The sequence below is a fragment of the Corynebacterium doosanense CAU 212 = DSM 45436 genome (assembly GCF_000767055.1).
Taxonomy (GTDB): Bacteria; Actinomycetota; Actinomycetes; order Mycobacteriales; family Mycobacteriaceae; genus Corynebacterium; species Corynebacterium doosanense.
Map to the genome: position 1 here is coordinate 937555 of NZ_CP006764.1, position 24901 is coordinate 962455.

Genomic DNA, 24901 nt, shown 5'->3' on the forward strand with positions numbered 1-24901 from the left:
TTTATCAGAACGTGTAGACGGGGTTGTCCACGTCCATGTACGGCGGAATTTTCTCCGAGCAGCCGTACACTCCGCCCGATACCGAGTACTCCCGGGTGGGGACGTCCACGGCGATGCGGCTGATGGAGTCCCCTCCGGGGGGAAGAATCACTTCTCGACGGCCGACTTCAGCCATCTCGTAATTCAACGCGGTGACGATGCAGTAGGAGGGCTCCTCCACCTCGGCGCGGGTGATGTCCACCCACACTCGCATGACGTCGTCGGACTGCCGCTCATAGCTGACCATGGAGATCTCCACCGGAACGGTGGAGCGGTTCTGCACGTACCGGACCAGGAAGACCACGCCCACGATCAGCGCCAGGACCATGATCACGGCGATGACCTTGGCGGTGATCCCGTTGCCCGCCTGCCCGTCGTCGGGGGAGCCGTAGCGGGAGGCGGGGCGGGAGGTGCTGGGGGAGGGCATGATGGTGGGGTATACCTCTGGTCGATAAGACGTGAAGATCCGGGGTGCTCCTCCCACCCTAGTGTCTGAGGCAGGGAATGCCGGATTCCTCCGCCTCGCCGTTAGGATTGGCCCGGAGAGAACAAATCGTGTGAGGAAAGAGGATTTCCAGTGCCGGAAACCGGTTACCGTCTGATGGCCATCCACGCCCACCCGGACGATGAGTCGTCCAAGGGAGCGGCGACGATGGCGAAGTACGCCGCCGAGGGCCACGAGGTCCTCGTGGTCACCTGCACCGGCGGCGAGCGGGGTTCGATCCTCAACCCGGCGATGGACCGCCCCGGCATCCTGGAGAACATGAACGCCGTGCGCCAGGAGGAGATGGCCCGGGCGATCGAGGCCCTGGGCGTGGACCACGTCTGGCTGGGTTACGTTGATTCCGGCCTGCCGGAGGGTGACCCGCTGCCGCCGCTTCCCGAGGGCTGCTTCGCGCTCGCCGACACCGAGGAGATCACCCGCAACCTGGTCAAGCTCATCCGCCAGCAGCGCCCGCACGTGATCATCACCTACGACGAGAACGGCGGCTACCCGCACCCGGATCACCTCAAGGTGCACGAGGTGTCCATGCTCGCCTGGGAGCGCGCCGGCGACGCCGACTACGCGCCGGAGCTCGGGGAGCCCTGGGAGCCGCTGAAGCTCTACTACTCGCACGGCTTTGTCTTCCAGCGCATGGAGCTGCTGCACGAGGACCTCGTCGCCGCGGGGCTGACCAGCCCCTATGCCCCGATGCTCGAGCGCTGGCGTAAGAACCCGGCGGACATCATGGCCCGGGTGACCACGCAGATCGACGCCGCCGACTACTTCGCCCAGCGCGAAGCCGCGTTGCGCGCACACGCCACGCAGATCGACCCCGCCGGCGCGTTCCTGGCCAGCTCCGTGGAGACGCAGCAGCGCCTGTGGCCCACCGAGGAGTTCGAGCTGGCCAAGACCCGGGTCTCCACCTCCATGCCGGAAACCGACCTGTTTGCCGGACTCGACACACTGGAAGAGAAGTAACAGATGACCTTCACCGATGTCGCCTTCACCGTGCTCGCGCAGGGCGCCCCGCAGGGGCCCGTCGGCCCGGAGTTCGGCAAGGCCTCGCCCATCGGCCTGCTCATCCTCGTGGCCCTGGGCGTGGCCGTGATCATGCTCGGCTGGTCCTTCCACCGGCGCAACTCCCGCTTCCGCCGCCGACGTGTCTTCGCCGAGCAGTTCGGCATCGACCCCTTCGACAAGGAGGCCGTGGACGAGGCAATGAAAGAGGCCGGGGTCTACGACCAGCGCAAAGACCGCCTGATCTGACCTTGGCGGAGCGCTGGAAATGGGCGTCGATAAGCGCCAGGTAAGGTGAGCGGTGTGAAAGTATTTCCGCGACTGCTGTACCCGCTCTATGAGGCGCGCCTCAAGCGGGAGATCGTCGGGGCCACGCAGCCGAAGCACATCGCCGTCATCGTCGACGGCAACCGGCGGTGGGCCAAGGAGGCGGGCTTCACCAACATCAGCCACGGCCACCGCATCGGGGCGCAAAAGGTCGCCGAGCTGGTGTCCTGGTGCGAGGACACCGAGGTCGAGGTCGTCACCGTCTACCTGCTGTCCACGGAGAACCTCTCACGTTCCTCCGATGAGATCGGCCTGCTCTTCGACATCATCTCCGGCGTCGTCTCCGAGCTGTCCGAGGGGGACAGCGACTGCCGGATCCGGCTGGTGGGAAGCCTGGAGCTGCTGCCGCCGGACATCGCCCGGAAGATGAGCGAGGCAGCGGAGAAGACGTCGGGCAACGGCGGCGTCGAGGTGAACATCGCCGTCGGCTACGGCGGCCGGCAGGAGATCGTCGACGCGGCCCGGGCCGTCGTGCGCGGGGAGATCGCCGCGGGGACCGCGCCGGAGGAGCTGGCCGAGAAGATCACGGTCGACTCGCTCTCGCACCACCTCTACACCCGCGGCCAGCCCGACCCTGACCTGGTGATCCGCACCTCCGGCGAGCAGCGGCTGTCCGGGTTCCTGCTGTGGCAGGCGGCGTACTCGGAGATCTGGTTCACGGAGACGTACTGGCCGGCCTTCCGCAAGATCGACCTCCTGCGTGCGATCCGCGACTACTCGCAGCGCACCCGGCGGTTCGGGAAGTAGCTCGCTCAGATCTTGCGCATCTGCACACGCTCAACGAGGTGATCGGCGCCCTTGCGCAGCACCAGTGACGCCCGCACCTTCGTGGGTGCGATGTTCTCCACCAGGTTGGGCAGGTTGATGGACTGCCAGATCTCCCTGGCGATACGCGTCGCCTCCTGGTCGTCGATCTCGGCGAAGCGGGCGAAGTGGGCGCCGGGGCGTCGAAAAGCGGTCTTACGCAGCTTGAGGAACCTTTCGATGTACCAGTTCTCAATCACCGGGGTCGCCGCGTCGACGTAGATGGAGAAGTCGAAGAGATCCGACACCACCAGCGTCGGACCCGTCTGCAGGACGTTGAGACCCTCGATGATGAGGATGTCCGGGTGCTCGACCTTCTGGTACTCGCCCGGCACGATGTCGTAGGAGAAGTGCGAGTACACCGGCGCCTCCACCGAGGGTCGGCCCGACTTCACGTCGGTGACAAAACGCAGCAGCGAGCGGCGGTCGTAGGACTCGGGGAAACCCTTGCGGGGCATGAGCTGGCGTTTCTTCAGCTCCGCGCTGGAGTAGAGGAAACCGTCGGTGGTCACCAGGTCTACCCGGGGGTGGGTGTCCCAGCGCTGGAGGAGGACCTGGAGCAGACGTGCGGTGGTGGACTTTCCCACCGCCACGGACCCGGCCACGCCGATGACAAACGGCACGTGTCCCGGGTTGCCCCCGAGGAAGGTTTCCGTTGCCTTGGTGAGCTGCTGGCGGGCCTGGACCTGGAGGTGGATGAGGCGCGAGAGCGGCAGGTAGACGTCCGCGACCTCGTCGAGGTCGATGTTCTCCCCGATGCCGCGCAGCGTGATCACCTCGTCCTCGGTGAGCACCTGGGGCATGGAGTTACGCAGGTGGCGCCACTCGTCGCGGGAGAAACTGATGTAAGGCGTGGAGTCGCTGGAGCGGGCCATGGACCATATTGTTCCACGCGGGGGACAGTCGCCCCGAGGGGGACCCTCCTGTGGGTAGAATCCTCCACATAAGTGCTTTGTTCGAGCCGAGAAAGATGATGAAAGGGATCGATGACTTCCTCCTTCAACCAGCCCCTCGCGGAATTTGATCCGGATGTCGCCGCGGCGATGTCCGCCGAGCTGTCCCGCCAGCGCGACACCCTGGAGATGATTGCCTCGGAGAACTTCGTTCCCCGCGCGGTGCTCCAGGCGCAGGGCTCCGTGCTCACCAACAAGTACGCGGAGGGTTACCCGGGGCGTCGTTACTACGGCGGCTGCGAGCACGTCGACGTCATCGAGGACCTCGCCCGCGACCGCGCGAAGTCGCTGTTCGGTGCCGAGTACGCCAACGTCCAGCCGCACTCCGGCGCGCAGGCGAACGCGGCGGTGCTGCATGCGCTCATCAAGCCGGGCGACAAGATCATGGGTCTGTCCCTGGCCCACGGTGGCCACCTCACCCACGGCATGAAGATCAACTTCTCCGGCCGCCTCTACGACGTCGTGGCCTACGAGGTCGACCCGGAGACCATGCGTATCGACATGGATAAGGTCCGCGAAATCGCGCTCCGCGAGCGCCCGCAGGTCATCATCGCCGGCTGGTCCGCATACCCGCGCACGCTGGACTTCGCGGCGTTCCGCGCCATCGCCGACGAGGTCGGCGCCTACCTGTGGACCGACATGGCCCACTTCGCCGGCCTGGTCGCCGCGGACCTGCACCCCTCTCCGGTCCCGCATTCCGACGTCGTCTCCACCACCATCCACAAGACCCTGGGCGGCCCGCGTTCCGGCATGATCCTCGCCCGCGACGAGTACGCCAAGAAACTCAACTCCGCCGTCTTCCCGGGTCAGCAGGGTGGCCCGCTCATGCATGTCATCGCCGCCAAGGCCGTGGCGCTGAAGATCGCCGGCTCCGAGGAGTTCCGCGAGCGTCAGGAGCGGGTGCTCGAGGGCGCCCGCATCGTGGCCGAGCGCCTCACCGCGCAGGACACCAAGGCCGCGGGCGTGGACGTGCTCACCGGCGGAACCGACGTGCACCTGGTCCTCGCTGACCTGCGTAACTCGCAGCTCGACGGCCAGCAGGCCGAGGACCTCCTCCACGAGGTGGGCATCACCGTCAACCGCAACGCCGTGCCCTTCGACCCCCGCCCGCCGGCAGTCTCCTCGGGCCTGCGCATCGGCACCGCCGCGCTGGCCACCCGTGGCTTCGACGCCGCCGCGTTCACGGAGACCGCCGACATCATCGGCACCGCCCTCGCGCAGGGCTCCGGTGGGGATGTCGCGGCGCTGCGTGCCCGCGTGGACAAGCTGGCCGTGGACTTCCCGCTGTACGAGGGCCTCGAGGATCAGAAGCTGATCTAGACCTGCCAGTCGCCCAGCGCGCCCTCGAGCGCGCCGAGCGTCGCCTCGACGAGGGGGTGGCGCTCCTCCGCGGGGCAGCCCGCCGTCGCCCACTCGGCGGCGGCGCGCCCCAGGAAACCAACAATGCCCGTCACCGCCCAGCGGTGGCGGGCAAAGTCGTGGATACCGGTCTCCGCGGCGAGGAGCTCGGCCAGCTCATTGTCCGCGCGCAGGCGGGCGTCGCGGGCCGGCTCCGGTTCGCCGGGTCCGGCGATGAGCAGGGGAGTGGCGGCCACGGCGTTGAGGTGAGCGAGCAGGATCGCCTCGACACGTTGGCGTACCGGTTGGCCGGGGGTCAATGCTGCGAGGGCGGCGAGGTGTGTTTCTCGCAGGTGCGTGAGGTGGGCGTCGATAAGCGCCGTGAACAGGCCGGATTTGGTGGCGAAGTAGTGGAAGACGAGCGCCTGCGAGCTGCCGGAGTCGGCGGCGATGGCGGCGACGGACACGTCCGGGTAGGACTGGCCGGTGAAATGCGTCTCGGCGGCGGCGAGGATGGCGGCGCGGCGCTCGTGGGTGCTCAGGCGTCTGCGTGACATGATTGCCAGGATAGCCGTTACTGAGTTAAAGTCAGTAACGAATTACTGACCCGGACTTAATTAGGAGCACGGACATGCTCGAGCACGCCATCATGTGGCACCTCTACCCCCTCGGTGCGACCGGAGCGGACATCCGCGACACCCACGCAGCGGGCCGGGGCCTGTCGAGCCTCACCCCCTGGCTCGACTACGCCGTGGAACTCGGCTGCGACACCATCCTGCTCGCCCCGGTTTTCGACTCCGTCAGCCACGGTTACGACACCCTCGACCACTACCGCATCGACGACCGCCTCGGCGGCGACGCGGAGTTCGACACCTTCATGGAGGCCTGCCGCGCCCGCGGCCTTAGGGTGCTTCTCGACGGCGTCTTCAACCACGTCGCCGCCGGCCACCCCTGGGTCTCGCAGGGACTGACCACCGGGCGGGGCTGGGAGGGCCACGACGACCTGCTCGAGCTGGACCACGCCAACCCGCAGGTCGCCGACGAGGTCGTCGCCGTGATGGAGCACTGGCTGGACAAGGGCATCTCCGGCTGGCGCCTCGACGTCGCCTACGCCGTGCCCGACGAGTTCTGGGCCGAGGTCACCGACCGCGTGCGCACCAGGTTCCCGGATGCCGTTTTCCTCGGCGAGGTCATCCACGGCGACTACGGCCACGAGCTCACCGCGGGCCACCTCGACACCGTCACGCAGTACGAGCTGTGGAAGGCGCTGTGGAGCTCCATTAAGGACGGCAACTTCTTCGAGCTGGAGCACGCTCTGAACAGGCACAATACCTTCCTCGAGGCCGGCCCGATGCAGACCTTCGTGGGTAACCACGACACCGACCGGATCGCCAGCGTTGTGGGGGACGCCGGCGCGGGGCTCGCGGCCACGCTGCTGCTCACGCTTCCCGGCGTGCCCAGCATCTACTACGGCGACGAGCAGGCGTTTCGAGGCCTACGCGGCGAGGGCTTCGGTGCGGACGACGCGGTGCGGCCCGAGCTGCCTGCGTCGCCAGCTGAGCTGGCGGGGGAGGGGACCTGGCTGCACGACCGCTACCAGCGGCTCATCGGATTCCGCCGCCGGCACGCGTGGCTGGTCTCCGGCCGGGTCGAGGTGACCAGCGTGGCCAACGAGGAGATCTCCTACCGGGTGAGCTCCGGTGAGCACTGGCTCAACGTCACCGCCCGGGTCGACGGCTCCGTGGAGATGGTCGCGGACGACGGCGAGAGCCTGAGCTTCTAGGACTCCTCGGCTGAGGTCTCCGCAGACTCTTCAGCCTTGCGTTGCTCCGCCAGCTGGGTGCGCGCGGTGCGCAGCCACTCGGGCTGATCGGCCAGCAGATCCTTGATCTGGGCCGTGGTCATGGGCTGTTCCAGCTCGGAGCGCTTCAGCGCCGCGATGGTGATGCCCAGCTTCTGCGCGACGACGGGGCGCGGGTGCGGCCCCTCGAGGCGGAGCTTCTCCAGCCACTCGGGCGGGTTGTTCTGCAGGTCGCGGAGCTCGCCGTGGGTGACGGCGTTGTCCTGGAATTCCTGCGGGGTGGCCGGCAGGTAGAGACCGAGCTTCTTGGCGGCGGTCTCCGGCTTCATCGCGCGGCCGGACGGTTCAAGGGTGTTGTTATCAGTCACGCCCGCAACGGTAGCATTGCCCGCATGCTGAGCTTGGGTTTCGTCACCGGTGTGGAACCGGACAAGTGGCTGCGCCGCTTCCGGGAGAACACGACCCACGGCGGCGTCGACGCCCGCGGACTCGACGACCCCCTGGACCCAGTGCTCGCCGGGGAACTCGACCTGGCACTGATCCGGCTCCCGGATTCGCGTATCGACGACTCTCTCCACGTCATCGAGCTCTACGACGAATCCCTCGGCATCGCCGTCCCGAAGGACAGCCTGTTCGAGGAGGCGGGGGAGACCCTGGTCCCGCGGGACGTCGAGGGGGAGATCGTCAACTACCGCACCGCGGACGACGGCTCCGTCGATCTCGCCGAGCTGCGCGCGGCGCTGCAGGTGGTGGCCGCCAACGTCGGAGTCGCCGTCGCCCCACGCCCTGCGCTGAAGGTGCTGAGCAAGAAACAGGTCGTGCACCTGGGGTACGACGACCCCACGGTGCCGCCGACCCGCATCGCGTTGGCGTTTCTCCGTGACTCCGACAGCGACGCGGTGCAGGACTTCGTTGGCGTGGCCAAGGGCCGCGGTGCGAACTCCTCCCGACAGGCCGCTCCGAAACGCAGCGCCCGGGAGAAGACCCTGGCCAAACAGGAGCGCCGGGGCGCGGCTCCGAAGAAACCGCCGGCCCCGAGACGCGGCCGGAGGACCCGAAAGGGAAAATAAAGATTTGGTGACAGAGCGCCAAATCTTTTGGTGCGCCCACCGGGGTGCCGTCATAATGGGCGACGAACTGATTATCCATTAAGAAAGGTTGACATTATGTCGAACACCATCTCCCGCCGTATCCTCGCCGGTGTCGCCGCCACCACCCTCGCGCTCGGCGTTACCGCCTGCTCCGAGGCTGAGGACGCCGCTAGCCAGGCCGGCGACGCCGCCGGTTCCGCCACCTCCGCCGCTGGCGAGGCTAACGAGTCCGCCACCGCCTCCGCTTCGGAGTCCGCTGAGTCTTCCGAGTCCACCGAGGGCTCCGACTCCGAGACCACGGAGTTTAAGACCGCCGACGGCAAGTCCGTCCTCGTCCCGGCCGCTTTCGCCGAGGCACTGGATGACGCCGCAGGCGACGGTGACTTCGGCACCCCCGCCACCATCGAGGAGGGTGAGAACGGCTCGTTCCTCGCCGCCTTCGACAACGGCAACCACATCACCTACTCCGAGGAGACTGGCGCGGTTAAGCTCATCGGCGAGATCGGCAACACCTGGGTCGCCGACGGTGCCCTGGCCAACCCGATCGGCCTGCCCACCGATACCGAGTCCGAGGTCGACGGTGGCTGGACCCAGGAGTTCCAGAACGGCACCATCTCGTGGCTCAAGGGTGAGGCCGGCGACTTCGCCGCCGAGGTTGAGCAGGCCTAACGCCTCCTCGCTCACCTGAAGGATCGCCCCGGGGCCCCGTGCTCCGTGGGCGATCTTTGCTGTGCGGGGCCGCCGGAGGCGAGGTCACCGGAAATTCATCTCACATCGATGTAATTTCCATGTCGGGCTCTTATCGTGAGCGGTACCGGGGACGGGAATCAGCCCACCCCGGACATGACTCCAGTTGCTGCTGGCAGAAGAGGACACCGCGCGCCATGGCCCACCACCTGACCCAGACCGCCGACACCACTCGCCCGATCTCCACCACGCGCACCACCACCTATGTTCTGGACACCTCGGTCCTGCTCTCCGACCCGTGGGCGCTGACCAAGTTCGCCGAGCACGACGTGGTCCTTCCGCTCGTGGTCATCTCCGAGCTGGAAGGCAAACGACACCACCCCGAGCTGGGCTGGTTCGCCCGCCAGGCCCTCCGCCTGCTCGAGGATCTGCGGGCCACCTACGGCCGCCTGGACCAGCCGGTGCCGGCGAGCCTCGAAGGGGGAACGCTCCGGGTGGAGCTCAACCACCAGGATCAGAGTGTCCTTCCCGCCGCTTTCCGTGGAACCGAGGGTGACCACCGCATCCTCGCCTGCGCGCTCAACCTGCGCCGCGACGGCCTGCACACCGTCCTGGTCACCAAGGACGTCCCCCTGCGGGTCAAGGCCGGCTCGGTCGGGCTGGAGGCGGACGAGTACCGCGCCCAGGACGTGGTCCTCACCGGCTACACGGGGATGCAGTCCCTCTCCGTGGACAGCGCCACCATCTCCCAGCTCTACCGGGAGGGCACCGTGAACCTGGGTGACCAGGTGGCTGATCTGCCGCTGCACTGCGGCCTCACCCTCACGGGTTCCGCCAACGAATCTGCACTGGCCCGGGTCGGACGCGACGGGGAAGTCGCGCTCGTCCGGGGTGACCAGCAGGCCTTCGGCCTGGGTGGGCGTTCGGCGGAGCAGCGCATCGCGCTGGATCTGCTGCTCGACAGCGACATCGGTATCGTCTCCCTCGGTGGCCGTGCCGGTACGGGCAAGTCGGCCCTGGCGCTGTGCGCCGGGCTCGAGGCCGTCTTGGAGCGCGGGGAGCACCGGCGCATCGTGGTGTTCCGCCCGCTCTACGCCGTGGGTGGCCAGAACCTGGGATACCTCCCGGGCAGTGAGACGGACAAGATGAACCCCTGGGCGCAGGCCGTCTACGACACCCTCGACGGGCTGGTCTCCGAGAACGTCATGGAGGAGATCCACGCGCGCGGTCTCATCGAGGTGCTGCCGCTGACCCACATCCGCGGGCGCAGCCTGCACGACACCTTCGTCATCGTCGACGAGGCGCAGTCCCTGGAGCGCAACGTCCTGCTGACGGTGCTCTCCCGCCTGGGTCGCGGCTCGCGGGTCGTGCTCACCCACGACGTCGCACAGCGCGACAACCTCCGCGTCGGGCGCCACGACGGCGTTCAGGCCGTGATCGAGAAGCTCAAGAACAACAGCCTCTTCGCCCACGTCACGCTGCAGCGCTCCGAGCGCTCGGCGATCGCCGAGCTGGTGACCGATCTGTTGGAGGACAGCCACTAGGAACGGGGCGCGGTTGCATCGGCGCGGTAGATCTCGGACAATCGGCGGCATGTCTCCCACGACTTTTGAGCTGCGACCGATCACACCCGAGGACTACCCGCAGGTGCGGGCCATCTACGAGATGGGCCTCAACAGCGGGCACGCCACCTATGAGAAGGCTGCGCCCACCTGGGCGCAGTTCACCTCCAGCAAGATCATGGAGACGGTCTTCGTCGCGGTGGAGAAGGACGAGCCGGAGAAGATCCTCGGCTGGGTCTCCGCCGCCAAGGCGTCCTCGCGCTCCGTCTTTCACGGGGTGGTGGAGGATTCAATCTACACTCACCCCGACGCCCGCGGACGGGGCGTTTCCGGGGCACTGCTGGACAGACTCGTTGAAACGTGCATGGACCTGCACAAATGGGCAATCCACTCGTGGATCTTCCCGGAGAACATGGGCTCGGTGAAACTGCACGAGTCCCGCGGGTTCGAAAAGGTGGGTGTCTACCGCCACCTGGCCAAGATGACCTACGGCGAGTTGGCCGGGCAGTGGCGCGACACCGCCGTCTACGAGCTGCTGCTGCCCACCCCGGAGGATCGGCTGGACCGCAAGCTCGAGGCGGCTGGCGACTAGTCGATGGTCTCCTTGAGCTTCTCGCGGCGCACGCCGAAGAGGACCAGGCCGGCGATGACGGCGAGGGGAACCATGTAGAGGAAGATCGGCACCAGTCCGTCGTTGTAGGACACGAGGACCGCGTCGCGGATCGGCCCGGGCAGCTCTGCCACGGCCTGCGGGGTGAGGCGGTTGGAGCCGTCGGGCTCGGCGAACTTCTGCGCGAACGCCTTGCCCTGCTCGCCCATCTGGGCGAAGGCGGCGGGCAGGTTGAGCGCCATCTTGTCCTGGAGGTTGTGCACGAACACCGAGCCGACGATCGAGGCGCCGAGTGCGGAACCGACCTGGCGGAAGAAGTTGTTCGAGGCGGTGGCGGTACCCACCATGGTGATGGGGAAGGAGTTCTGCACGATGAGGACGAGTACCTGCATGACCATGCCCAGGCCGAAGCCGAAGATGAAGAAGTAGATGCCGATGACGGTGAGTGAGGTGGTGGCCTCCAGCGTCGAGAAGAGGTACAGTGCCACGGCCGTCGTGAACATGCCGATGATGGGGTAGGGCTTGTAGATTCCGGTGCGGGCGATGACGTTGCCGATGATGGTGGAAGTGCCCAGCATGCCGATCATCATCGGGATCATCATGAGCCCGGCCGAGGTCGGGGTCATGGTGTGCACCATCTGCAGGTAGGTGGGCAGGTAGGCGAGCGCGCCCATCATGGCCACGCCGAGGATGGTGCCGGCGATGGTGGTGAGCACCATGTTGCGGTTTCGGAACAGGCCCATGCGGATGAGCGGGTCCGTGGAGTGCAGCTCGGCCAACACGAAGGCGACGGCGGTGACGACGGTGAGCACGGCGAGCGAGATGATCATCGTCGATCCCCACTCGTACTGCGTGCCACCCCAGGTGGTGAGCAGGATGAGGCTGGCCGTGGACACGGCGAGCAGCAGCGTGCCGATCCAGTCGAAGTGGCGCCACTGCGCCTGGCCGGTGCGGAGGTTGAGCACGAGGGTGGCCACGGTGATGGCGAGCAGGCCTAGCGGGATGTTCATCCATAGACCCCAACGCCAACCGGGGCCGTCGGTGAACCAGCCGCCGAGCACGGGGCCGAGGACGGAGCTGACGCCGAAGACGGCGCCCATGTAGCCCATGTACTTGCCACGCTCGCGGGCGGTGGTGACCTCGGCCATGATGGCCTGTGAGTTGATCATCATGGAGCCGGCGCCGAGGCCCTGGATGGCGCGGCCGAGGATGAGCACGGTGATCGAGTCGGCGAAACCGCCGACGGCGGAGCCGATGACGAAGATGGCGATGGACGCGACGTACAGCCACTTACGGCCCACGAGGTCGCCGATCTTGCCCGAGATGGGCATGGCGATGGTCATGGTGACTAGGAAGGCGGTGATGACCCAGCTCATGTGCTCGACGCCGCCGAGCTCGCCCACGATGGTGGGCAGCGCGGCGCCGAAGATCATCTGTCCGAGCGAGCTCATGAGCATGGTGGTCATGAGGGCGACGAAGACGAGCGTGACGTTGGTCGGCTTGCTCTCGACGGTGGGGTTCTTGGGTACGTCGACGGCGGTCGAGGCGGTGCCGGTCGCCGGATCGGTTGTGGGATTGCTCACCAGTGAAGTCCTTTACTCAGGGTGGTCAGTTGCAGTGCGGAGTCGGTCCACAATTCGAGCAGGTCGTCGGTGGACGGGCAGGAGTCGGTGGATCGTGCGTTGGAGAAGAAGAGCGATTCGCGGATGAGTGAGACCAGCGCCGTGGCTTCCTCGCCGTCGCTAAGCCCCTGCAGGCGCCGGTCCCCGGGGTGTTTCTCGAGGTGCCGGGAAATGGCGTCGTGCAGGTGGGCGGCCAGTTCGCGGTAACGGGTGAAGGAGATCAGCGCCAGGGAGGGTTCCTTGGCGATGATGTTCCTCCGACGCTGGTTGATGCGGGCCCGAAACTCGTCGTTGTCGCCCTCGTGGAGCTCGGACATCAGCGTCGCCAGCTCACCCAGAGCGGAATGAACCAGATTGTCCGAGGGCGTATCGACGAAGTGTGCCAACCGATCCTCATCAAACGCCACAGGCAGAGTGCCCAGGACGGCTTCGTCCTTGGACTCCATGTAGTTGAAGAACGTTCGTTTGCTGATCTCGGCGTCAGCGCAGATCTCCTCGATGGTCACGTTGTCGAAACCGTGCTTTTCGACGAGCGAGGTCGCCGAATCGACGATCCGGCTTCTTGTCTGCCGTCGCTTTCGTTCGCGCAGTCCGTGGGGTTGTGTCACGGAGCGATACTCTAGAACAATTCTGCACCGAGTGCAAAAGTTCACTGTGTTGCAAGAGTTGAACGCCGCGTGACGCTATTGTCGGAGACCACGGCAACCGCCGGTCCGAGGAGAGGGAGAAGCGTGGGACTGTTCAGCAGAAAGCGCCCCCGGCCCAGCCCGCTGTTTCCGCAGCTGGACGACAACCGCGCCGAGCAGCTGAGCCGGGAGATCAGCGAGGGATTCGATGCCCGAGGTTTCGACTCGACCATCACCGGCGACTCCGTCGACCTGGTGCGCCGGGAGACGGGCGAAGAGCTGTCGCTCGATGTCTCTAAACTCGTCGCGGCCGTCGCCCGGGACGACTCCCCGCACGCGGTCGCCGCGTGGACCCAGAACTACATCAAGGCGGCCGTGGCCATCCAGTCCGCGGTGAACCCGGACACCAGGAAGCTGTACGAGGCCGTCCGCCTGGTCCTCGTCGGCCACGAGGGCGGCGAGGTGGACAGCTCCGTGCTCTACGAGGTGGTGGATGGCCTGGCGGCGAGCCTCGTCTTCGACTCCGGGGAGGCCATCCTGCCCGTGGCCGTGGAGTCCGTGACCCGGATCGACGACCTGGCCACGATCGAACGTGCCGCGCGGGGCAACCTCGCCGCCGAACTGCGCGGCCTGCGGATCGAGTCCGGCTACCAAGGCGTCGACGGGTCCGCCGCGGGCTGCTGGGTGCAACGCTCGGACGGGCCCTATCTCAGCGCCGCCCCGCTGCTCATGGAGGACTTTCTCCTGCGCCACCTCCCGCAGCTGCCCCGGGAACACGGGGTGCTTTTCTCCGTTCCGCTGCCCAATTTCCTCCTGCTCGGCGAGGTCACGCAGGGGGAGCGGCTGTCGGACACCCTGCACATGCTGGCGGCCGGCTCACTGGGGTTCATCGAACATTCCGGGGCACCGGAGGCACTGTCCCCGCGGGTGTATCACTGGTACGAGGGCCGCATCGAGGCCGTCTCCTCGGTCACGGAGGAGGGTTTTCTCATCGAACCGAGCAGGTTCCTGCTTGACCGGCAGGAAGGGTGACGGGCGGGCGTCGATAAGCGGCACACAAAAAACCGCCGCCCGGAGGCAGCGGCTTGGTGCGGGGAGCCTAGTTGCGGTCGGTGTTCGCCATGGCGAGCACGTCGAGACGCTTGTCCAGCTCCTCCTCGGTGAGCTTCTCACCGTCGACGAAGCCCAGGTCGATGACGGCCTCGCGGACGGTCATCTTCTCGTTGAGGGCGTGCTTCGCGGCCTTTGCGGCGTTCTCGTAGCCGATCGCCGAGTTCAGCGGAGTGACGATGGAGGTGGAGGACTCCGCGAACTTCTTCATGCGCTCGCGGTTGGCCTCGATACTGTCCACGCACTTTTCGGCGAAGACACGCGAGGTGTTGGCCAGCAGGCGGGAGGACTCGAGCACGTTGCGTGCCATCATCGGGATGAAGACGTTGAGCTCGAACTGGCCCTGGGTGCCACCGAAAGCCACGGCGGCGTCGTTGCCGATGACCTGGGCGGAGACCTGGGTGGCGGTCTCACACAGGACGGGGTTGACCTTGCCCGGCATGATCGAGGAGCCCGGCTGCAGATCCTGCAGGTGGATCTCGGCGAGGCCGACGAGCGGGCCGGAGCCCATGAGGCGGATGTCGTTGGCGATCTTGTACAGCGAGACGGCCACGACACGCATGGCGCCGGAGAACTCCACGAGCGCGTCACGGGCGGCCTGCGCCTCGAAGTGGTTCTTGGCCTCGGAGAGCTGCTGGACACCGGTGAGCTTCTTCAGCTCCTCGGTGACCTTGCCGCCGAAGTCGGCGGAGGTGTTCAGGCCAGTGCCGGCGGCGGTGCCGCCGATGGCCAGCTCACCCAGACGCGGCAGGGTGGCCTCGATGCGCTCGATGCCGAGCTCGATCTGGCGGGCGTAGCCGCCGAACTCCTGTCCGAGGGTGACGGGGACGGCGTCCATGAGGTGGGTCCGGCCGGCCTTGACGGCGTCGGCGAACTCCTCAGACTTCTTCTGCAGGGACTCGTGCAGCACCTTGAGGCCCGGGATGAGGTCGTTGACCGCAGCCTCGGTTGCCGCGACGTGCGTGGCGGTGGGGAAGGTGTCGTTGGAGGACTGGCCCATGTTGACGTCGTCGTTCGGGTGGATGTCCACGCCGTCCTGCTTGGCCAGGGAGGCGATGACCTCGTTGGTGTTCATGTTCGACGAGGTGCCGGAGCCGGTCTGGAAGACGTCGATGGGGAAGGACTCGTCGTAGGTGCCCTCGGCGATGGCCTTGCCAGCGGCGATGATCGCGTCAGCCTTGGTGGCGTCGAGCGCGCCGGAGTCCTTGTTCACCTGGGCGCAGGCGGCCTTGAGCAGGCCCATGGCGCGGATCTGCGCGGACTCCAGCGGGCGGCCGGAGATGGGGAAGTTCTGCACGGCGCGCTGGGTCTGCGCACGCCAGAGCGCGTCCTTGGGGACCTTGACCTCGCCCATGGTGTCTTTTTCGATGCGGTATTCCTGCTCAGACATACAAGACCTTTCGTTGTTTCGTCGGTGTGCTTCTCATTGTGCCACGGGTGAATGGCCCACCCGGGGGGAGAATTTCTAGAGGGTGGGCTCGGAGTAGTCGACCACGGAGAATTCGCGCAGCTTGGCCAGCTTGTGCTCGGACTCGACGTGGCGGATGGTGCCGGACTTCGAGCGCATGACCAGGGAGCGGGTCGTCGCACCGTTGGCGCGGTAGGAGACGCCGCGGAGCATGTCGCCGTTGGTGACGCCGGTGGCGGCGAAGTAGCAGTTGTCCGAGGAGACGAGGTCATGGGTGGTGAGCACGATGTCCAGTTCGAGGCCGGCGTTGCGGGCCTTGGCACGCTCCGCGTCATCCTTGGGGGCGAGCATGCCCTGGATCTCTCCGCCCATGCACTTCATGGCGCAGGCGGTGATGATGCCCTCGGGCGTTCCGCCGATGCCCATCATGATGTCCACGGAGTTCATGCTTGAGGCCTGGGCGGCGGCGACGGCACCGGCGACGTCACCGTCCGAGATGAGCCGCACCTTGGCGCCAGCGCGGCGGATGTCGGCGATGAGCTCTTTGTGGCGGGGGCGGTCGAGTACGACCACGACGACCTCGTCGGGGTCGATGCCCTTGGCCTTGGCCACGGCGTTGATGTTGTGGTCGACGGGCGCCTGAATGTCGATGGCGCCGGCGGCCTCGGGGCCGACAGCGATCTTGTTCATGTAGAACACTGCGGAGGGGTCGTACATGGAGCCGCGGTCGGCGGCGGCGATGACGGCGATGGCGTTGGGGCGGCCCTCGGCCATGAGGGTGGTGCCGTCGACGGGGTCCACAGCGATGTCCACCTCGGCGCCCTCGCCGGTGCCGACCTCTTCACCGTTGAACAGCATCGGGGCCTCGTCCTTCTCGCCCTCGCCGATGACGACGACACCCTTCATCTCCACGGAGTTGATGAGCTGACGCATGGCGTCCACGGCGGCCCCGTCGCCCTTCTCCTTCTGGCCGCGTCCTACCCAGCGGCCGGAGGCCAGGGCGGCGGCCTCGGTCACCCGGACCAGCTCCATGGCCAGGTTGCGGTCGGGGCGGACGAATTCTTGGGTAGTCATGTGTGGGGGCCTTCCTGGGCGGGCGATTCGGTGAGCTGACCCCGGTTACGGGTGGGTGAACCGGGGCAAAACAGCGTACTTTCCCACCCATTGTTGCACTTCTTGCGCCGGTGACGGTTGAGGGATTTGCCTCTGCGGGGGTAATCCTCGCCCCCTGGAGGGCCGTGACATACTGAACACCGTGGCTAACGAGCAGAAACCCCGCATTTTCCAGGACGGTCGAGACATGACCATCTCCATGGCCGTCATCGTCCTCATCATGATCGCCGTGGTGCTTCCCACCGGGCTCTGTTCCTACAATCCCGGGACCGCCGACGGTGGGGCCGTCACCGAGGTGGACGAGCAGGCGTTCCTCGGCATGGAGGCCAACAACAGCGCATTCCCGCTCGTCGTCCCCGCCGAGCCGGAGGGCTGGACGGCGAACTCCGCCCGTCGTAGCGCGGTGGGAGATGCCCAGGCTCCGGTCGTGGGGTACGTCACCGGCGACGAGGGATTCCTCCAGTTGACCCAGACGGATGTTCCGCTTGACGACGCCGTCCGCGACGTGGACGCCGACCCACGCGAGCAGGTGCGCACCGAGGACGTCGAGCGCACCGAGGTGCGTGTCTTCCACTCCGACGAGGGCGACGTCCGGGACATCTGGGCCTTCACCCGAGACGGGGTCACCTATCTCATCAGTGGTTCGGCCTCCGATGACGAGTTCCGCGAGCTCGTCTCCGCGACGCTGCGCGGCGCCCCGGCGGCTTAGGCCTCCTAGTTCTCCTGCTGCGCCTCGGTGCGCGAGAGCGCGTCCTCGACGCGCCGGGACGCGCCGTCCAGGTGATCCTCGCAGCGCTTGGCTAGGGCCTCGCCGCGCTCCCAGTACTTCAGGGACTCGTCGAGGCCCATCTGGCCAAGCTCGAGAATTTTGACGATCTCCACGAGCTCGTCGCGCGACTGCTCGTAGCTCAGTTCCTCGACCGGGGTGAAGCTGTCTTCGCGGACCTGGCCGGTGCCGACGGTGTTCTCGCTCATCGTGTTTCTCCTTGACGTTGGAAGTTAGTTGGAAGCGGTGGCGGCCATGGCCGCGGCGGTGATGGATCCGTCGCCCACGCGGATGCGTAGCTGGGAACCGGGCGGGGACTGGGTGATCGAGGTGACGACCTCGGGCTCGGAGCCGTCGCGGGGCAGTACCTGGACCACGGAGTAGCCGCGGGCCAGGGTGGCCGAGGGACCGAGGGTGGCGATCTGCCCGCGCAGCGCGGAGATGGCCGCGGTCTCCCCGCTGAGCAGGTATCGCACGTCGCGTCGAATGAGGGACATCGCGCGATCGAGTTCCTCGCGGCGCTGGGTGATGGGGCGCATCGGGTCGGCCAGGACAGGCCGGGAGCGCAGCGAGTCCAGCCCCTGCTGCTCGCGGCGCACCCAACCACGCAGCGCGCCAGCCATGCGCGAGCGGGCCTGGGAGAGAATGAGCCGCTCCTCGGCCACGTCGGGCACGACCTTCTTGGCCGCATCCGTCGGGGTGGCGGCGCGCAGGTCGGCGACGTTGTCCAGCACCGGGTTGTCGGGCTCATGGCCGATGGCGGAGACCACCGGGGTGCCCGCGGCGGCGACAGCGCGCTGGAGCGATTCCTCCGAGAACGGCAGGAGGTCCTCCACGGAACCGCCACCGCGCGCGATGATGATCACGTCGACCTCGGGGTCGGCGTCGAGCTGCTGCAGCGCCTGGATCACCTCGGGGACGGCGTTCGCACCCTGGACCGCGGTGTTGATCACCCGGAACTGCACGTCCGGCCAGCGCGACTGCGCCACGGCGAGCACGTCGCGCTCGGCGGCGGAACCGCGGCCGGTGATGAGCCCGACCTTGTTGGGCAGGTACGGCAGGCGGCGCTTGCGGGCGGGGTCGAAGAGCCCCTCGGCAGCAAGGGTGCGCCGCAGAGTCTCGATGCGCGCGAGCAACTCACCGACACCGACGTGGCGGATCTCCGAGACGGAGAGGGAGAACGTGCCGCGACCGGGGTAGTAGCTGGGTTTGCCGTGGATGATGACCCGGTCGCCGTCGCGAAGCGGGGTCGTCATGGACCGGAGCACGTCCGTGGGGCATGTGAGGGAGATGGACTGTTCGATCTCGGTGTCGCGCAGCGTGAGGTAGCTGAGCTTCCACGAGGGTTTCATGTTGATCTGCGTGAGCTGGCCCTCGACCCACAGCCATCCGAGGCGGTCGATCCAGCCCTTGACGGACTCGTTGACCCTGCGCACGGGCCAGGCGGTCTCCGCCGAGTTGGCGCCCTGTTTCTGTGCTGCCACGTGTGATGCACCTCTCCGTTAGATCCAGCTCGGTCGCTGGCCCACCTAGTCTATGGTTTCGGACTCCTGTTGGTTACTCTGGGTTCCATGCCTGACACGATTGACCGAGAAAAGAAAGTACTGCTCGCAGCGCCCCGCGGGTACTGTGCCGGCGTCGACCGCGCGGTGGAGACGGTGGAGAAGTCGCTGGAGAAGTACGGCGCGCCCATCTACGTGCGCAAGGAGATCGTGCACAACAAGTACGTCGTGGAGACCCTCTCCAACAAGGGTGTCATCTTCGTCAACGAGGCCGACGAGGTTCCCGAGGGTTCCAACATGGTCTTCTCCGCGCACGGGGTGTCCCCGGCCGCGCGTGAGCTGGCGGATTCCCGCAACCTCATGACCATCGACGCGACCTGCCCGCTGGTGACCAAGGTGCACAAGGAGGCCACACGTTTCGACCGCGACGGCCACTACATCCTGCTCGTGGGCCACGTCGGCCACGAGGAGGTCGAGGGCACCGCGGGTGAGGCGCCGGACGTCACCTTCGTGGTGGACAACGTCAACAGTGTCGCGGAGCTGCCGGAGTTCCTCATGAACGAGAAACTGGTCTGGCTCTCGCAGACGACCCTCTCGGTGGACGAGACCATGGTGATCGTCGACGAGCTGAAGAAACGTTTTTCGCATCTGCAGGACCCGCCGTCCGATGACATCTGCTACGCCACGCAGAACCGCCAGCACGTGGTGCGCGAGATCGCGGACAAGTGTGACCTGGTCATCGTGGTGGGTTCGCAGAACTCGTCCAACTCGAAGCGCCTCGTCGAGGTCGCCCTGGACTACGGAGCGAAGACCTCCTACCTGGTGGACTACGCCAACCAGATCGAGGACTTGTGGTTCGACGGTGTCTCCACGGTCGGCGTCACCTCGGGCGCGTCGGTGCCGGAGATCCTCGTGCGCGACGTTCTCGAGCAGCTGGAGCAGCGTGGTTTCGGCGACGTCGAGACGGTCACCACAGCCACGGAGACGGTCAACTTCTCCCTGCCGCGCGAGCTGCGCCCGGCACGCACCAAGTAGTTCTCCGCTTCTCGACGCCCATCCCAACCCCTCGCTCTCAGCGGGGGGGGTTTCAGCGTCCCCGCGACTGGTTTCGTTCCAGCAGTTCCTGGACGGTGAGCTGCTCGGAGCGGCGGCGCGCGGAGGTGGAGAGGCTACGGTTGCGGCGGTTGGAGGCGTCCAGGCGCTCGCGCTGGTCGCGCGCGGTGCGTTCCTGCTGAGTGGTGCGCCGGCGCAGCAGCACGACCCGGATCACCGCGATGACCGCGCACAGCGCGGTGGTGATCGCCAGCCAGGGAAAGTACTGGGTGAGCGGGTAGACCGTGATCAGCGCGGTGGTGCGCGACATCAGCGGGGTTCCCTCGGTGGCGAGGGAGCGTTCGACGGCCCAGGACGCGGCGGGCAGCGCGAGGCCGAACAGTAGCGGGAGCGAGGCCACGGTGAGGAACAGGCCGCGGGGGTTGACCAGCAGGGTGACGATCACCGACGCCACCACAAAGCACCACAGGAAGGGCAGCCCGACACCCTGGAGGGCGAGGCTGAGCAGCAGTCCGGTGATGAGGGCCGCAGCAACGACGGCGATCGCCGACCAGGTCGGTAGGCCGGTGAATCGGCCCCGGTTCCGGGAATGGCGCTCTGCGACTATTGCTGACACAAAGTAAAAGTCTAGCGTCCGGCTAATCCCATTCTTTCTTTGACTCTGCCGAGCCGTGCAAATAGTCCGGAATCTGCCGCGCGCGGGCGGTTACGGGGTCGACGGGTGGAGCGTCGTGCCGAGCGCGGGTGGAGATGTCCATGTCCGCGAGCTTGCGGGCCGTGACCATCACCCGTGAGTCCAGCGAGCCGAGGGTGGAGTTGTAGGCGTCGACCGCCTTCTCCAGGTTTTTGCCGATGCGCGAGTAGTGCTCGCCGAAGTTGTGCAGGCGCTGGTGCAGTTCCCGGCCGAGGCGTTGGATCTCGTGCGCCTTGTCGGCGATGTCCTCCTGTTGCCAACCCAGTGCGACCGTCCGGAACAGCGCGAACAGGGTTGAGGGCGTGGCCACCACGATGTTGCGGGAGAAGGCGTAGTCCAGCAGCTCGGGGTCGACGGTGAGCGCGGCATCGAGGAACGGGTCCGCGGGCACGAAGGCGACCACGAACTCCGGGGTGGGAGAGAACGCGTCCATGTAGTTTTTGTCCGAGAGCTGCGTGACATGCGTGCGCAGCAGGTGGGCGTGGCGGCGCATGTAGGCGGCCTGCTCCTCCGGGTCCTCGGTCTCCATGGCGTCGAGGTACGCGGTGAAGGGCACCTTGGCGTCGACGATGAGCTGCCGGCCCCCGGAGAGCCGCACCACCAGGTCTGGGCGCAGCACCCTGTCACCGAGACGGGTGGAGACCTGGGTGTCGAAGTCGCAGTGGCGCACCATCCCGCCGAGCTCGACGACCCGCTCCAGCTGCATCTCTCCCCAGCGGCCGCGAATCTGCGGCGCGCGCAGTGCGGTGACGAGCTTGTCCGTGCGGTCGGTGAGCTTCGACGAGGTCCGGGTCATCGCCTGCACCTGGCTGACCAGCGCGGAGTAGGTGCTCGCGCTGTCCTTCTCCAGGGAGCTCAGCTGCCCGCCGAGTTTGTCCACCGCGGACTCCAGCGGTGCGAGCTGGCGCACGAACTCGATCGCCTCGGTGTCGGGGGTCTCCGGCGTGCGCGCCGAGCGCCACAACCAGCCGATGACCACGCCCAATGCCAGGCCGATGAAGAGGGCGAGAAAGAAAGAAACCATGGCCGTCACTGTGTCACACGGCGTGGACACCGGCGCTTATCGACGCCGTAATCCACCGATCGTGCGGTCGAACAGTTCGCTTCCCCGCTGTGCGGCGCGGCGACCGCGGGCGAAGTGCTGGCCGGGCTCGGCCTTGGCCGGGGCGGGCGAGGGGTCCTCCTCTACGGGCACGGTGATGTCATCGAACTGCAGGTGATTTTCACGCCACTGCTCACGCATGGCGCGGCCCTGTTCGTCGCCAAGCTGGCCGATCGCCCGGCCCTCCGGCGTCTCCCATTCGATCTCCTCGGAGGTCTTTTCGCCCGCATGGATGGCGGTCATGTCGATGAGATAACGCATGACCACGGCCAGCACGGCGGTGACGGGGACGGCGAGGAACGCGCCCATGATGCCGAAGAGGCCGCCACCGACGACAACCACCACGAGGATGATCACCGGGTGCAGCGACATCGCCCGCGACTGGAGGATGGGGGAGAGGATGTTCCCCTCGAGCTGCTGGACGGCGATGATGAGAATGAGTACGAGAATCGCCTGCTTGAAGCCCAGCGACACCAGCGCGACCAGCACCGCCATCGCGCCGGCGGACACGGCGCCGACGTAGGGGATGAAGCCGGCGATGAAGGTGATGATCGCCAGCGTCAGTGCCATGGGCACGCCGATCGCCCAGAGACCGAGGCCGATGAAGAACGCGTCGATGGCCGAGACGATGGCCTGCGCGCGGACGTACCCGCCGAGGGTTCCCCACGATCGGGTGAGCACCTCGGTGGCGTGCCAGCCGGCGCGGTGGCCGAGGACGTCGCGAAGCCAGGGGAGGAAGCGGTGGCCGTCCTTGAGGAAGAAGATCACCAGGACCAGCACCATGAAGAGGGTGACCACCAGGGATGTCGCCGTGGAGATGCCGCTGACCACGCCGCCGGCGATGTCGCCGGCCTGGCCCTGGATCCAGCTGACGATGTCATTGACCACCTCGTTGAGATCGTCGCTGTCCAGTTCCATCGGCGGGCCCTGGGCCCACAGCTGGAGGCGCTGGATTCCCTCGAGAGCCTGCAGGTAGAGCAACTGGGACTGGTTGACCACGTTGGGGGCGATGAGCGCGATGAGCCCGCCTACGACACCGAAGAATGCGAGCACCGACAGGATCGCCGCGAGAACCGACGGGAAGCCGTGCCGGCGCATCCACGTGGTCGGGGGAGCGAGCACCGTGCACACGATCAGGGCGAGCAGCACCGGCAGAACGCCGGACCAGAACTGGCCCATGAATTTGACTGTCACGTAGCCCGCGAGCGCGATGACCAGCAGCCGCACCGCCCACAGGGCCACCTGCTTGAGCCAGTTGGCCACGACGACGGAGCGGTCGATTTGGTCGTGTTGGGCGTCGTAGAGCCTCAGGTCGTCGACATCCGGCTGCGATGCGGCGGTCGGGCCCGGCTGGGTTTCGTCGGGGGAGTCAGTCACGCGGTCTATATTGCCCCACGAACGGGTACTCGGGGCAAGGGGTGGGCCTGTGGTGGGATAGCATGGCCGATTGTGAGCCTTACTCTTGGAATCGTCGGCCTGCCCAATGTTGGCAAGTCCACCCTGTTCAACGCCCTGACCCGTAACGACGTCCTGGCGGCCAACTACCCGTTCGCCACGATCGAGCCCAACGTCGGCCTCGTCGAGCTTCCTGACGCCCGCCTGGGCCGCCTCGCCGAGATCTTCGGCTCCGAGCGCATCCTGCCCGCGACGGTGTCGTTTGTAGACATCGCGGGGATCGTCAAGGGCGCCTCCGAGGGTGAGGGCATGGGCAACGCCTTCCTCGCGAACATCCGCGAGGCAGACGCCATCTGCCAGGTCGTACGCGCTTTTACCGACGACAACGTCATCCACGTCGAGGGCCGCGTCGACCCGGCCGTGGACATCTCCGTGATCAACACCGAGCTGATCCTCGCCGACCTGCAGACCATTGAGAAGGCCCTGCCGCGTCTGGAGAAGGACGCGCGCAAGGACAAGTCTCTGACCGAGGTTGTGGCCGAGGTGCAGAAAGCGCAGGCCGTGCTGGAGGATGACCGGACGCTGTTCTCGGCTTCTTCGGACGTGGATCTTGGGAAGCTGCGTGACTTGCACCTGATGACCGCCAAGCCGTTCCTCTACGTGTTCAACTCGGATGAGGCTGTGCTGACTTCTCCTGAACGCCGCGCTGAGCTGGCTGCGATGGTCGCGCCCGCGGAGTGTGTGTTCCTGGACGCGCAGACGGAGACCGAGCTGCTCGAGCTTGACGAGGACGAGGCCCTCGAGCTGCTCGAATCAGTGGGGCAGACGGAGCCGGGTCTGGCGACGCTGGCTAAGGCTGGCTTTGCGACGCTCGGCCTGCAGACCTATCTGACCGCCGGGCCGAAGGAGTCGCGCGCCTGGACGATCCACCAGGGCGACACCGCGCCGCAGGCTGCCGGCGTGATCCACACGGACTTTGAAAAGGGCTTCATCAAGGCAGAGATTGTGTCGTTTGATGACCTGGACGCTGCTGGTTCGATGGCTGAGGCGAAGTCTGCCGGAAAGGTTCGGCAGGAGGGTAAGGACTACGTCATGAGTGATGGCGACGTGGTGGAATTCCGCTTCAACGTTTAATCGAGTTCCGGTTCAACCTCTCGATCGCATGGCCTCAAACACTCTGTCGGCTGTGAAATGATGCTGGTGGGCGTGTGCGTCTGCCAGCAGATTCATCGGGGTGGGATGCGTGAGGGAAAGGCTGAATTGTGAGTTGGAAGGGGCCGACTGCACTTTTTGCGGCGTGGGTAATCCACGACCTCGAAGAGGCGTTCGCGTTTCCTGCATCCTGCGATCGTCTCGTGGATCGCACTGGTATAGAACAACTCAGAATCACGCCGCAGCAATCGTGGATCGCCGTGGGTCTGATGGGAATTCTGGTGGCGGTGGCGTGTGGCTGCGGCGGGCGCTCTACCGGTAAGTCGGCGATCTATCGGGCAGTCGTTGCCGGGCTGGAAGCCCACGTCGTGACTCACCTCGGCGCTTCAGTCGCGCAGCGTGGTTACACCGCCGGAGTTGTGACGGCTTTGCCGATCATGCTTCCCGGGGCACTCATGGCACGTCGAGAACTCCAGCGGGACGGGTGCGAGCTGCGGTTTCGGGACACGGTCAACGGCGTCGCATTGCTCCTGCCCGCCGCCCTGGTATGCCAGGTGGTCGCACGACTGATCCGTCGGGTGTCCGCGGCCAAGAACTGACCGGAAAAGCAAGAAACGGCATGTCGTGTGAGGTTGGTATGTGCGG

General features: G+C 66.6%; 27 protein-coding genes. 14 read left to right on the forward strand and 13 right to left on the reverse strand.

The annotated features are described in order from the left end of the window. Nucleotides 1-4: 4 nt before the first annotated feature. On the reverse strand, nt 5-466 hold the full coding sequence (locus tag CDOO_RS04660) for a DUF4307 domain-containing protein (protein WP_018021831.1): 462 nt from the start codon (nt 464-466) through the stop codon (nt 5-7). Nucleotides 467-640: 174 nt separating this feature from the next. Between CDOO_RS04660 and mca the strand changes: the two genes are divergently transcribed. The 3 genes from mca to CDOO_RS04675 are packed head-to-tail and all read left to right on the forward strand — an operon-like array spanning nt 641 to nt 2614. Further along, complete coding sequence (gene mca / locus CDOO_RS04665) at nt 641-1501, forward strand: mycothiol conjugate amidase Mca (protein WP_038573670.1); 861 nt, start codon at nt 641-643, stop codon at nt 1499-1501. A 3-nt stretch (nt 1502-1504) separates the two neighbouring features. After that, nucleotides 1505-1789 carry a hypothetical protein gene (locus tag CDOO_RS04670; RefSeq protein ID WP_018021829.1) on the forward strand — a complete coding sequence of 95 codons (285 nt, stop codon included), beginning with the start codon at nt 1505-1507 and terminating at the stop codon, nt 1787-1789. Nucleotides 1790-1843: 54 nt separating this feature from the next. Next, nucleotides 1844-2614: an isoprenyl transferase gene (locus CDOO_RS04675; protein ID WP_018021828.1), complete on the forward strand. Its 771-nt coding sequence runs from the start codon at nt 1844-1846 to the stop codon at nt 2612-2614. A gap of 5 nt (nt 2615-2619) precedes the next feature. Here CDOO_RS04675 and coaA read toward each other — a convergent pair whose 3' ends face one another. Next, nucleotides 2620-3546, reverse strand: coding sequence for a type I pantothenate kinase (coaA, locus tag CDOO_RS04680; protein WP_018021827.1), 927 nt, complete (start codon nt 3544-3546; stop codon nt 2620-2622). A gap of 111 nt (nt 3547-3657) precedes the next feature. On the opposite strand from coaA, the gene glyA reads away from it, so the two are divergent. Next, a complete protein-coding gene (gene glyA, locus CDOO_RS04685; protein ID WP_018021826.1) occupies nt 3658-4944 on the forward strand; it encodes a serine hydroxymethyltransferase in 1287 nt (428 codons plus the stop codon). Here the strand turns inward: glyA and CDOO_RS04690 are convergent. Next, on the reverse strand, nt 4941-5519 hold the full coding sequence (locus CDOO_RS04690; protein ID WP_018021825.1) for a TetR/AcrR family transcriptional regulator: 579 nt from the start codon (nt 5517-5519) through the stop codon (nt 4941-4943). The genes glyA and CDOO_RS04690 overlap by 4 nt on opposite strands. A 74-nt stretch (nt 5520-5593) precedes the next feature. Here CDOO_RS04690 and CDOO_RS04695 point away from each other — a divergent pair, with 74 nt between their 5' ends. Then, nucleotides 5594-6745 (forward strand): alpha-amylase family glycosyl hydrolase, encoded by a 1152-nt coding sequence (locus tag CDOO_RS04695; RefSeq protein WP_018021824.1) that lies wholly within the window; start codon nt 5594-5596, stop codon nt 6743-6745. Here CDOO_RS04695 and CDOO_RS04700 read toward each other — a convergent pair. Further along, complete coding sequence (locus tag CDOO_RS04700; RefSeq protein WP_018021823.1) at nt 6742-7092, reverse strand: DUF5997 family protein; 351 nt, start codon at nt 7090-7092, stop codon at nt 6742-6744. The two genes, CDOO_RS04695 and CDOO_RS04700, sit on opposite strands and share 4 nt — an antisense overlap. Nucleotides 7093-7155: 63 nt before the next feature. Between CDOO_RS04700 and CDOO_RS04705 the strand changes: the two genes are divergently transcribed. The 4 genes from CDOO_RS04705 to CDOO_RS04720 all read left to right on the forward strand — a co-directional run bounded on the left by CDOO_RS04705 (nt 7156) and on the right by CDOO_RS04720 (nt 10695). Then, a complete protein-coding gene (locus CDOO_RS04705; RefSeq protein WP_018021822.1) occupies nt 7156-7833 on the forward strand; it encodes a LysR substrate-binding domain-containing protein in 678 nt (225 codons plus the stop codon). A 96-nt stretch (nt 7834-7929) separates the two neighbouring features. Further along, a complete protein-coding gene (locus CDOO_RS04710) occupies nt 7930-8523 on the forward strand; it encodes an LGFP repeat-containing protein (RefSeq protein WP_018021821.1) in 594 nt (197 codons plus the stop codon). A 215-nt stretch (nt 8524-8738) separates the two neighbouring features. Then, complete coding sequence (gene phoH2, locus CDOO_RS04715; RefSeq protein WP_018021820.1) at nt 8739-10085, forward strand: RNA 5'-3' helicase PhoH2; 1347 nt, start codon at nt 8739-8741, stop codon at nt 10083-10085. Between the two features lie 49 nt (nt 10086-10134). Continuing rightward, nucleotides 10135-10695, forward strand: coding sequence for a GNAT family N-acetyltransferase (locus tag CDOO_RS04720; RefSeq protein WP_018021819.1), 561 nt, complete (start codon nt 10135-10137; stop codon nt 10693-10695). Here the strand turns inward: CDOO_RS04720 and CDOO_RS04725 are convergent. Beyond that, nucleotides 10692-12296, reverse strand: coding sequence for an MDR family MFS transporter (locus CDOO_RS04725; protein WP_018021818.1), 1605 nt, complete (start codon nt 12294-12296; stop codon nt 10692-10694). The two genes, CDOO_RS04720 and CDOO_RS04725, sit on opposite strands and share 4 nt — an antisense overlap. Continuing rightward, nucleotides 12293-12943 carry a TetR/AcrR family transcriptional regulator gene (locus CDOO_RS04730; RefSeq protein WP_038573309.1) on the reverse strand — a complete coding sequence of 217 codons (651 nt, stop codon included), beginning with the start codon at nt 12941-12943 and terminating at the stop codon, nt 12293-12295. The genes CDOO_RS04725 and CDOO_RS04730 overlap by 4 nt, the downstream gene beginning before the upstream one ends. Before the next feature lie 123 nt (nt 12944-13066). On the opposite strand from CDOO_RS04730, the gene CDOO_RS04735 reads away from it, so the two are divergent. Further along, on the forward strand, nt 13067-13993 hold the full coding sequence (locus tag CDOO_RS04735; protein ID WP_018021816.1) for a hypothetical protein: 927 nt from the start codon (nt 13067-13069) through the stop codon (nt 13991-13993). 67 nt (nt 13994-14060) lie between these two features. On the opposite strand, the gene CDOO_RS04740 is transcribed toward CDOO_RS04735, so the two are convergent. Beyond that, nucleotides 14061-15461 carry a class II fumarate hydratase gene (locus CDOO_RS04740; protein ID WP_018021815.1) on the reverse strand — a complete coding sequence of 467 codons (1401 nt, stop codon included), beginning with the start codon at nt 15459-15461 and terminating at the stop codon, nt 14061-14063. Nucleotides 15462-15536: 75 nt separating this feature from the next. After that, nucleotides 15537-16553 (reverse strand): class II fructose-bisphosphatase, encoded by a 1017-nt coding sequence (glpX, locus tag CDOO_RS04745; RefSeq protein ID WP_018021814.1) that lies wholly within the window; start codon nt 16551-16553, stop codon nt 15537-15539. A 181-nt stretch (nt 16554-16734) separates the two neighbouring features. Between glpX and CDOO_RS04750 the strand changes: the two genes are divergently transcribed. Next, on the forward strand, nt 16735-17301 hold the full coding sequence (locus CDOO_RS04750; protein WP_018021813.1) for a DUF4245 domain-containing protein: 567 nt from the start codon (nt 16735-16737) through the stop codon (nt 17299-17301). A gap of 5 nt (nt 17302-17306) precedes the next feature. On the opposite strand, the gene CDOO_RS04755 is transcribed toward CDOO_RS04750, so the two are convergent. Beyond that, nucleotides 17307-17567, reverse strand: a complete 261-nt coding sequence (locus CDOO_RS04755; RefSeq protein ID WP_018021812.1) for an exodeoxyribonuclease VII small subunit — start codon at nt 17565-17567, stop codon at nt 17307-17309. Between the two features lie 24 nt (nt 17568-17591). Next, nucleotides 17592-18842: an exodeoxyribonuclease VII large subunit gene (gene xseA, locus CDOO_RS04760; RefSeq protein ID WP_018021811.1), complete on the reverse strand. Its 1251-nt coding sequence runs from the start codon at nt 18840-18842 to the stop codon at nt 17592-17594. A gap of 87 nt (nt 18843-18929) precedes the next feature. Between xseA and CDOO_RS04765 the strand changes: the two genes are divergently transcribed. Continuing rightward, nucleotides 18930-19895: a 4-hydroxy-3-methylbut-2-enyl diphosphate reductase gene (locus CDOO_RS04765; RefSeq protein ID WP_018021810.1), complete on the forward strand. Its 966-nt coding sequence runs from the start codon at nt 18930-18932 to the stop codon at nt 19893-19895. Nucleotides 19896-19947: 52 nt separating this feature from the next. On the opposite strand, the gene CDOO_RS04770 is transcribed toward CDOO_RS04765, so the two are convergent. Genes CDOO_RS04770 through CDOO_RS04780 form a run of 3 tightly spaced genes read right to left on the reverse strand, consistent with a single transcriptional unit; the run spans nt 19948 to nt 23095 of the window. Further along, complete coding sequence (locus CDOO_RS04770) at nt 19948-20529, reverse strand: DUF6542 domain-containing protein (RefSeq protein ID WP_018021809.1); 582 nt, start codon at nt 20527-20529, stop codon at nt 19948-19950. Between the two features lie 22 nt (nt 20530-20551). Then, nucleotides 20552-21631 carry a DNA recombination protein RmuC gene (locus CDOO_RS04775; protein ID WP_020384597.1) on the reverse strand — a complete coding sequence of 360 codons (1080 nt, stop codon included), beginning with the start codon at nt 21629-21631 and terminating at the stop codon, nt 20552-20554. Nucleotides 21632-21667: 36 nt separating this feature from the next. Continuing rightward, on the reverse strand, nt 21668-23095 hold the full coding sequence (locus tag CDOO_RS04780) for an AI-2E family transporter (protein WP_425389149.1): 1428 nt from the start codon (nt 23093-23095) through the stop codon (nt 21668-21670). 63 nt (nt 23096-23158) lie between these two features. Here CDOO_RS04780 and ychF point away from each other — a divergent pair, with 63 nt between their 5' ends. Further along, on the forward strand, nt 23159-24238 hold the full coding sequence (gene ychF / locus CDOO_RS04785; RefSeq protein ID WP_018021806.1) for a redox-regulated ATPase YchF: 1080 nt from the start codon (nt 23159-23161) through the stop codon (nt 24236-24238). Between the two features lie 128 nt (nt 24239-24366). After that, nucleotides 24367-24855 carry an HXXEE domain-containing protein gene (locus CDOO_RS04790; protein ID WP_018021805.1) on the forward strand — a complete coding sequence of 163 codons (489 nt, stop codon included), beginning with the start codon at nt 24367-24369 and terminating at the stop codon, nt 24853-24855. Nucleotides 24856-24901 lie beyond the last annotated feature (46 nt).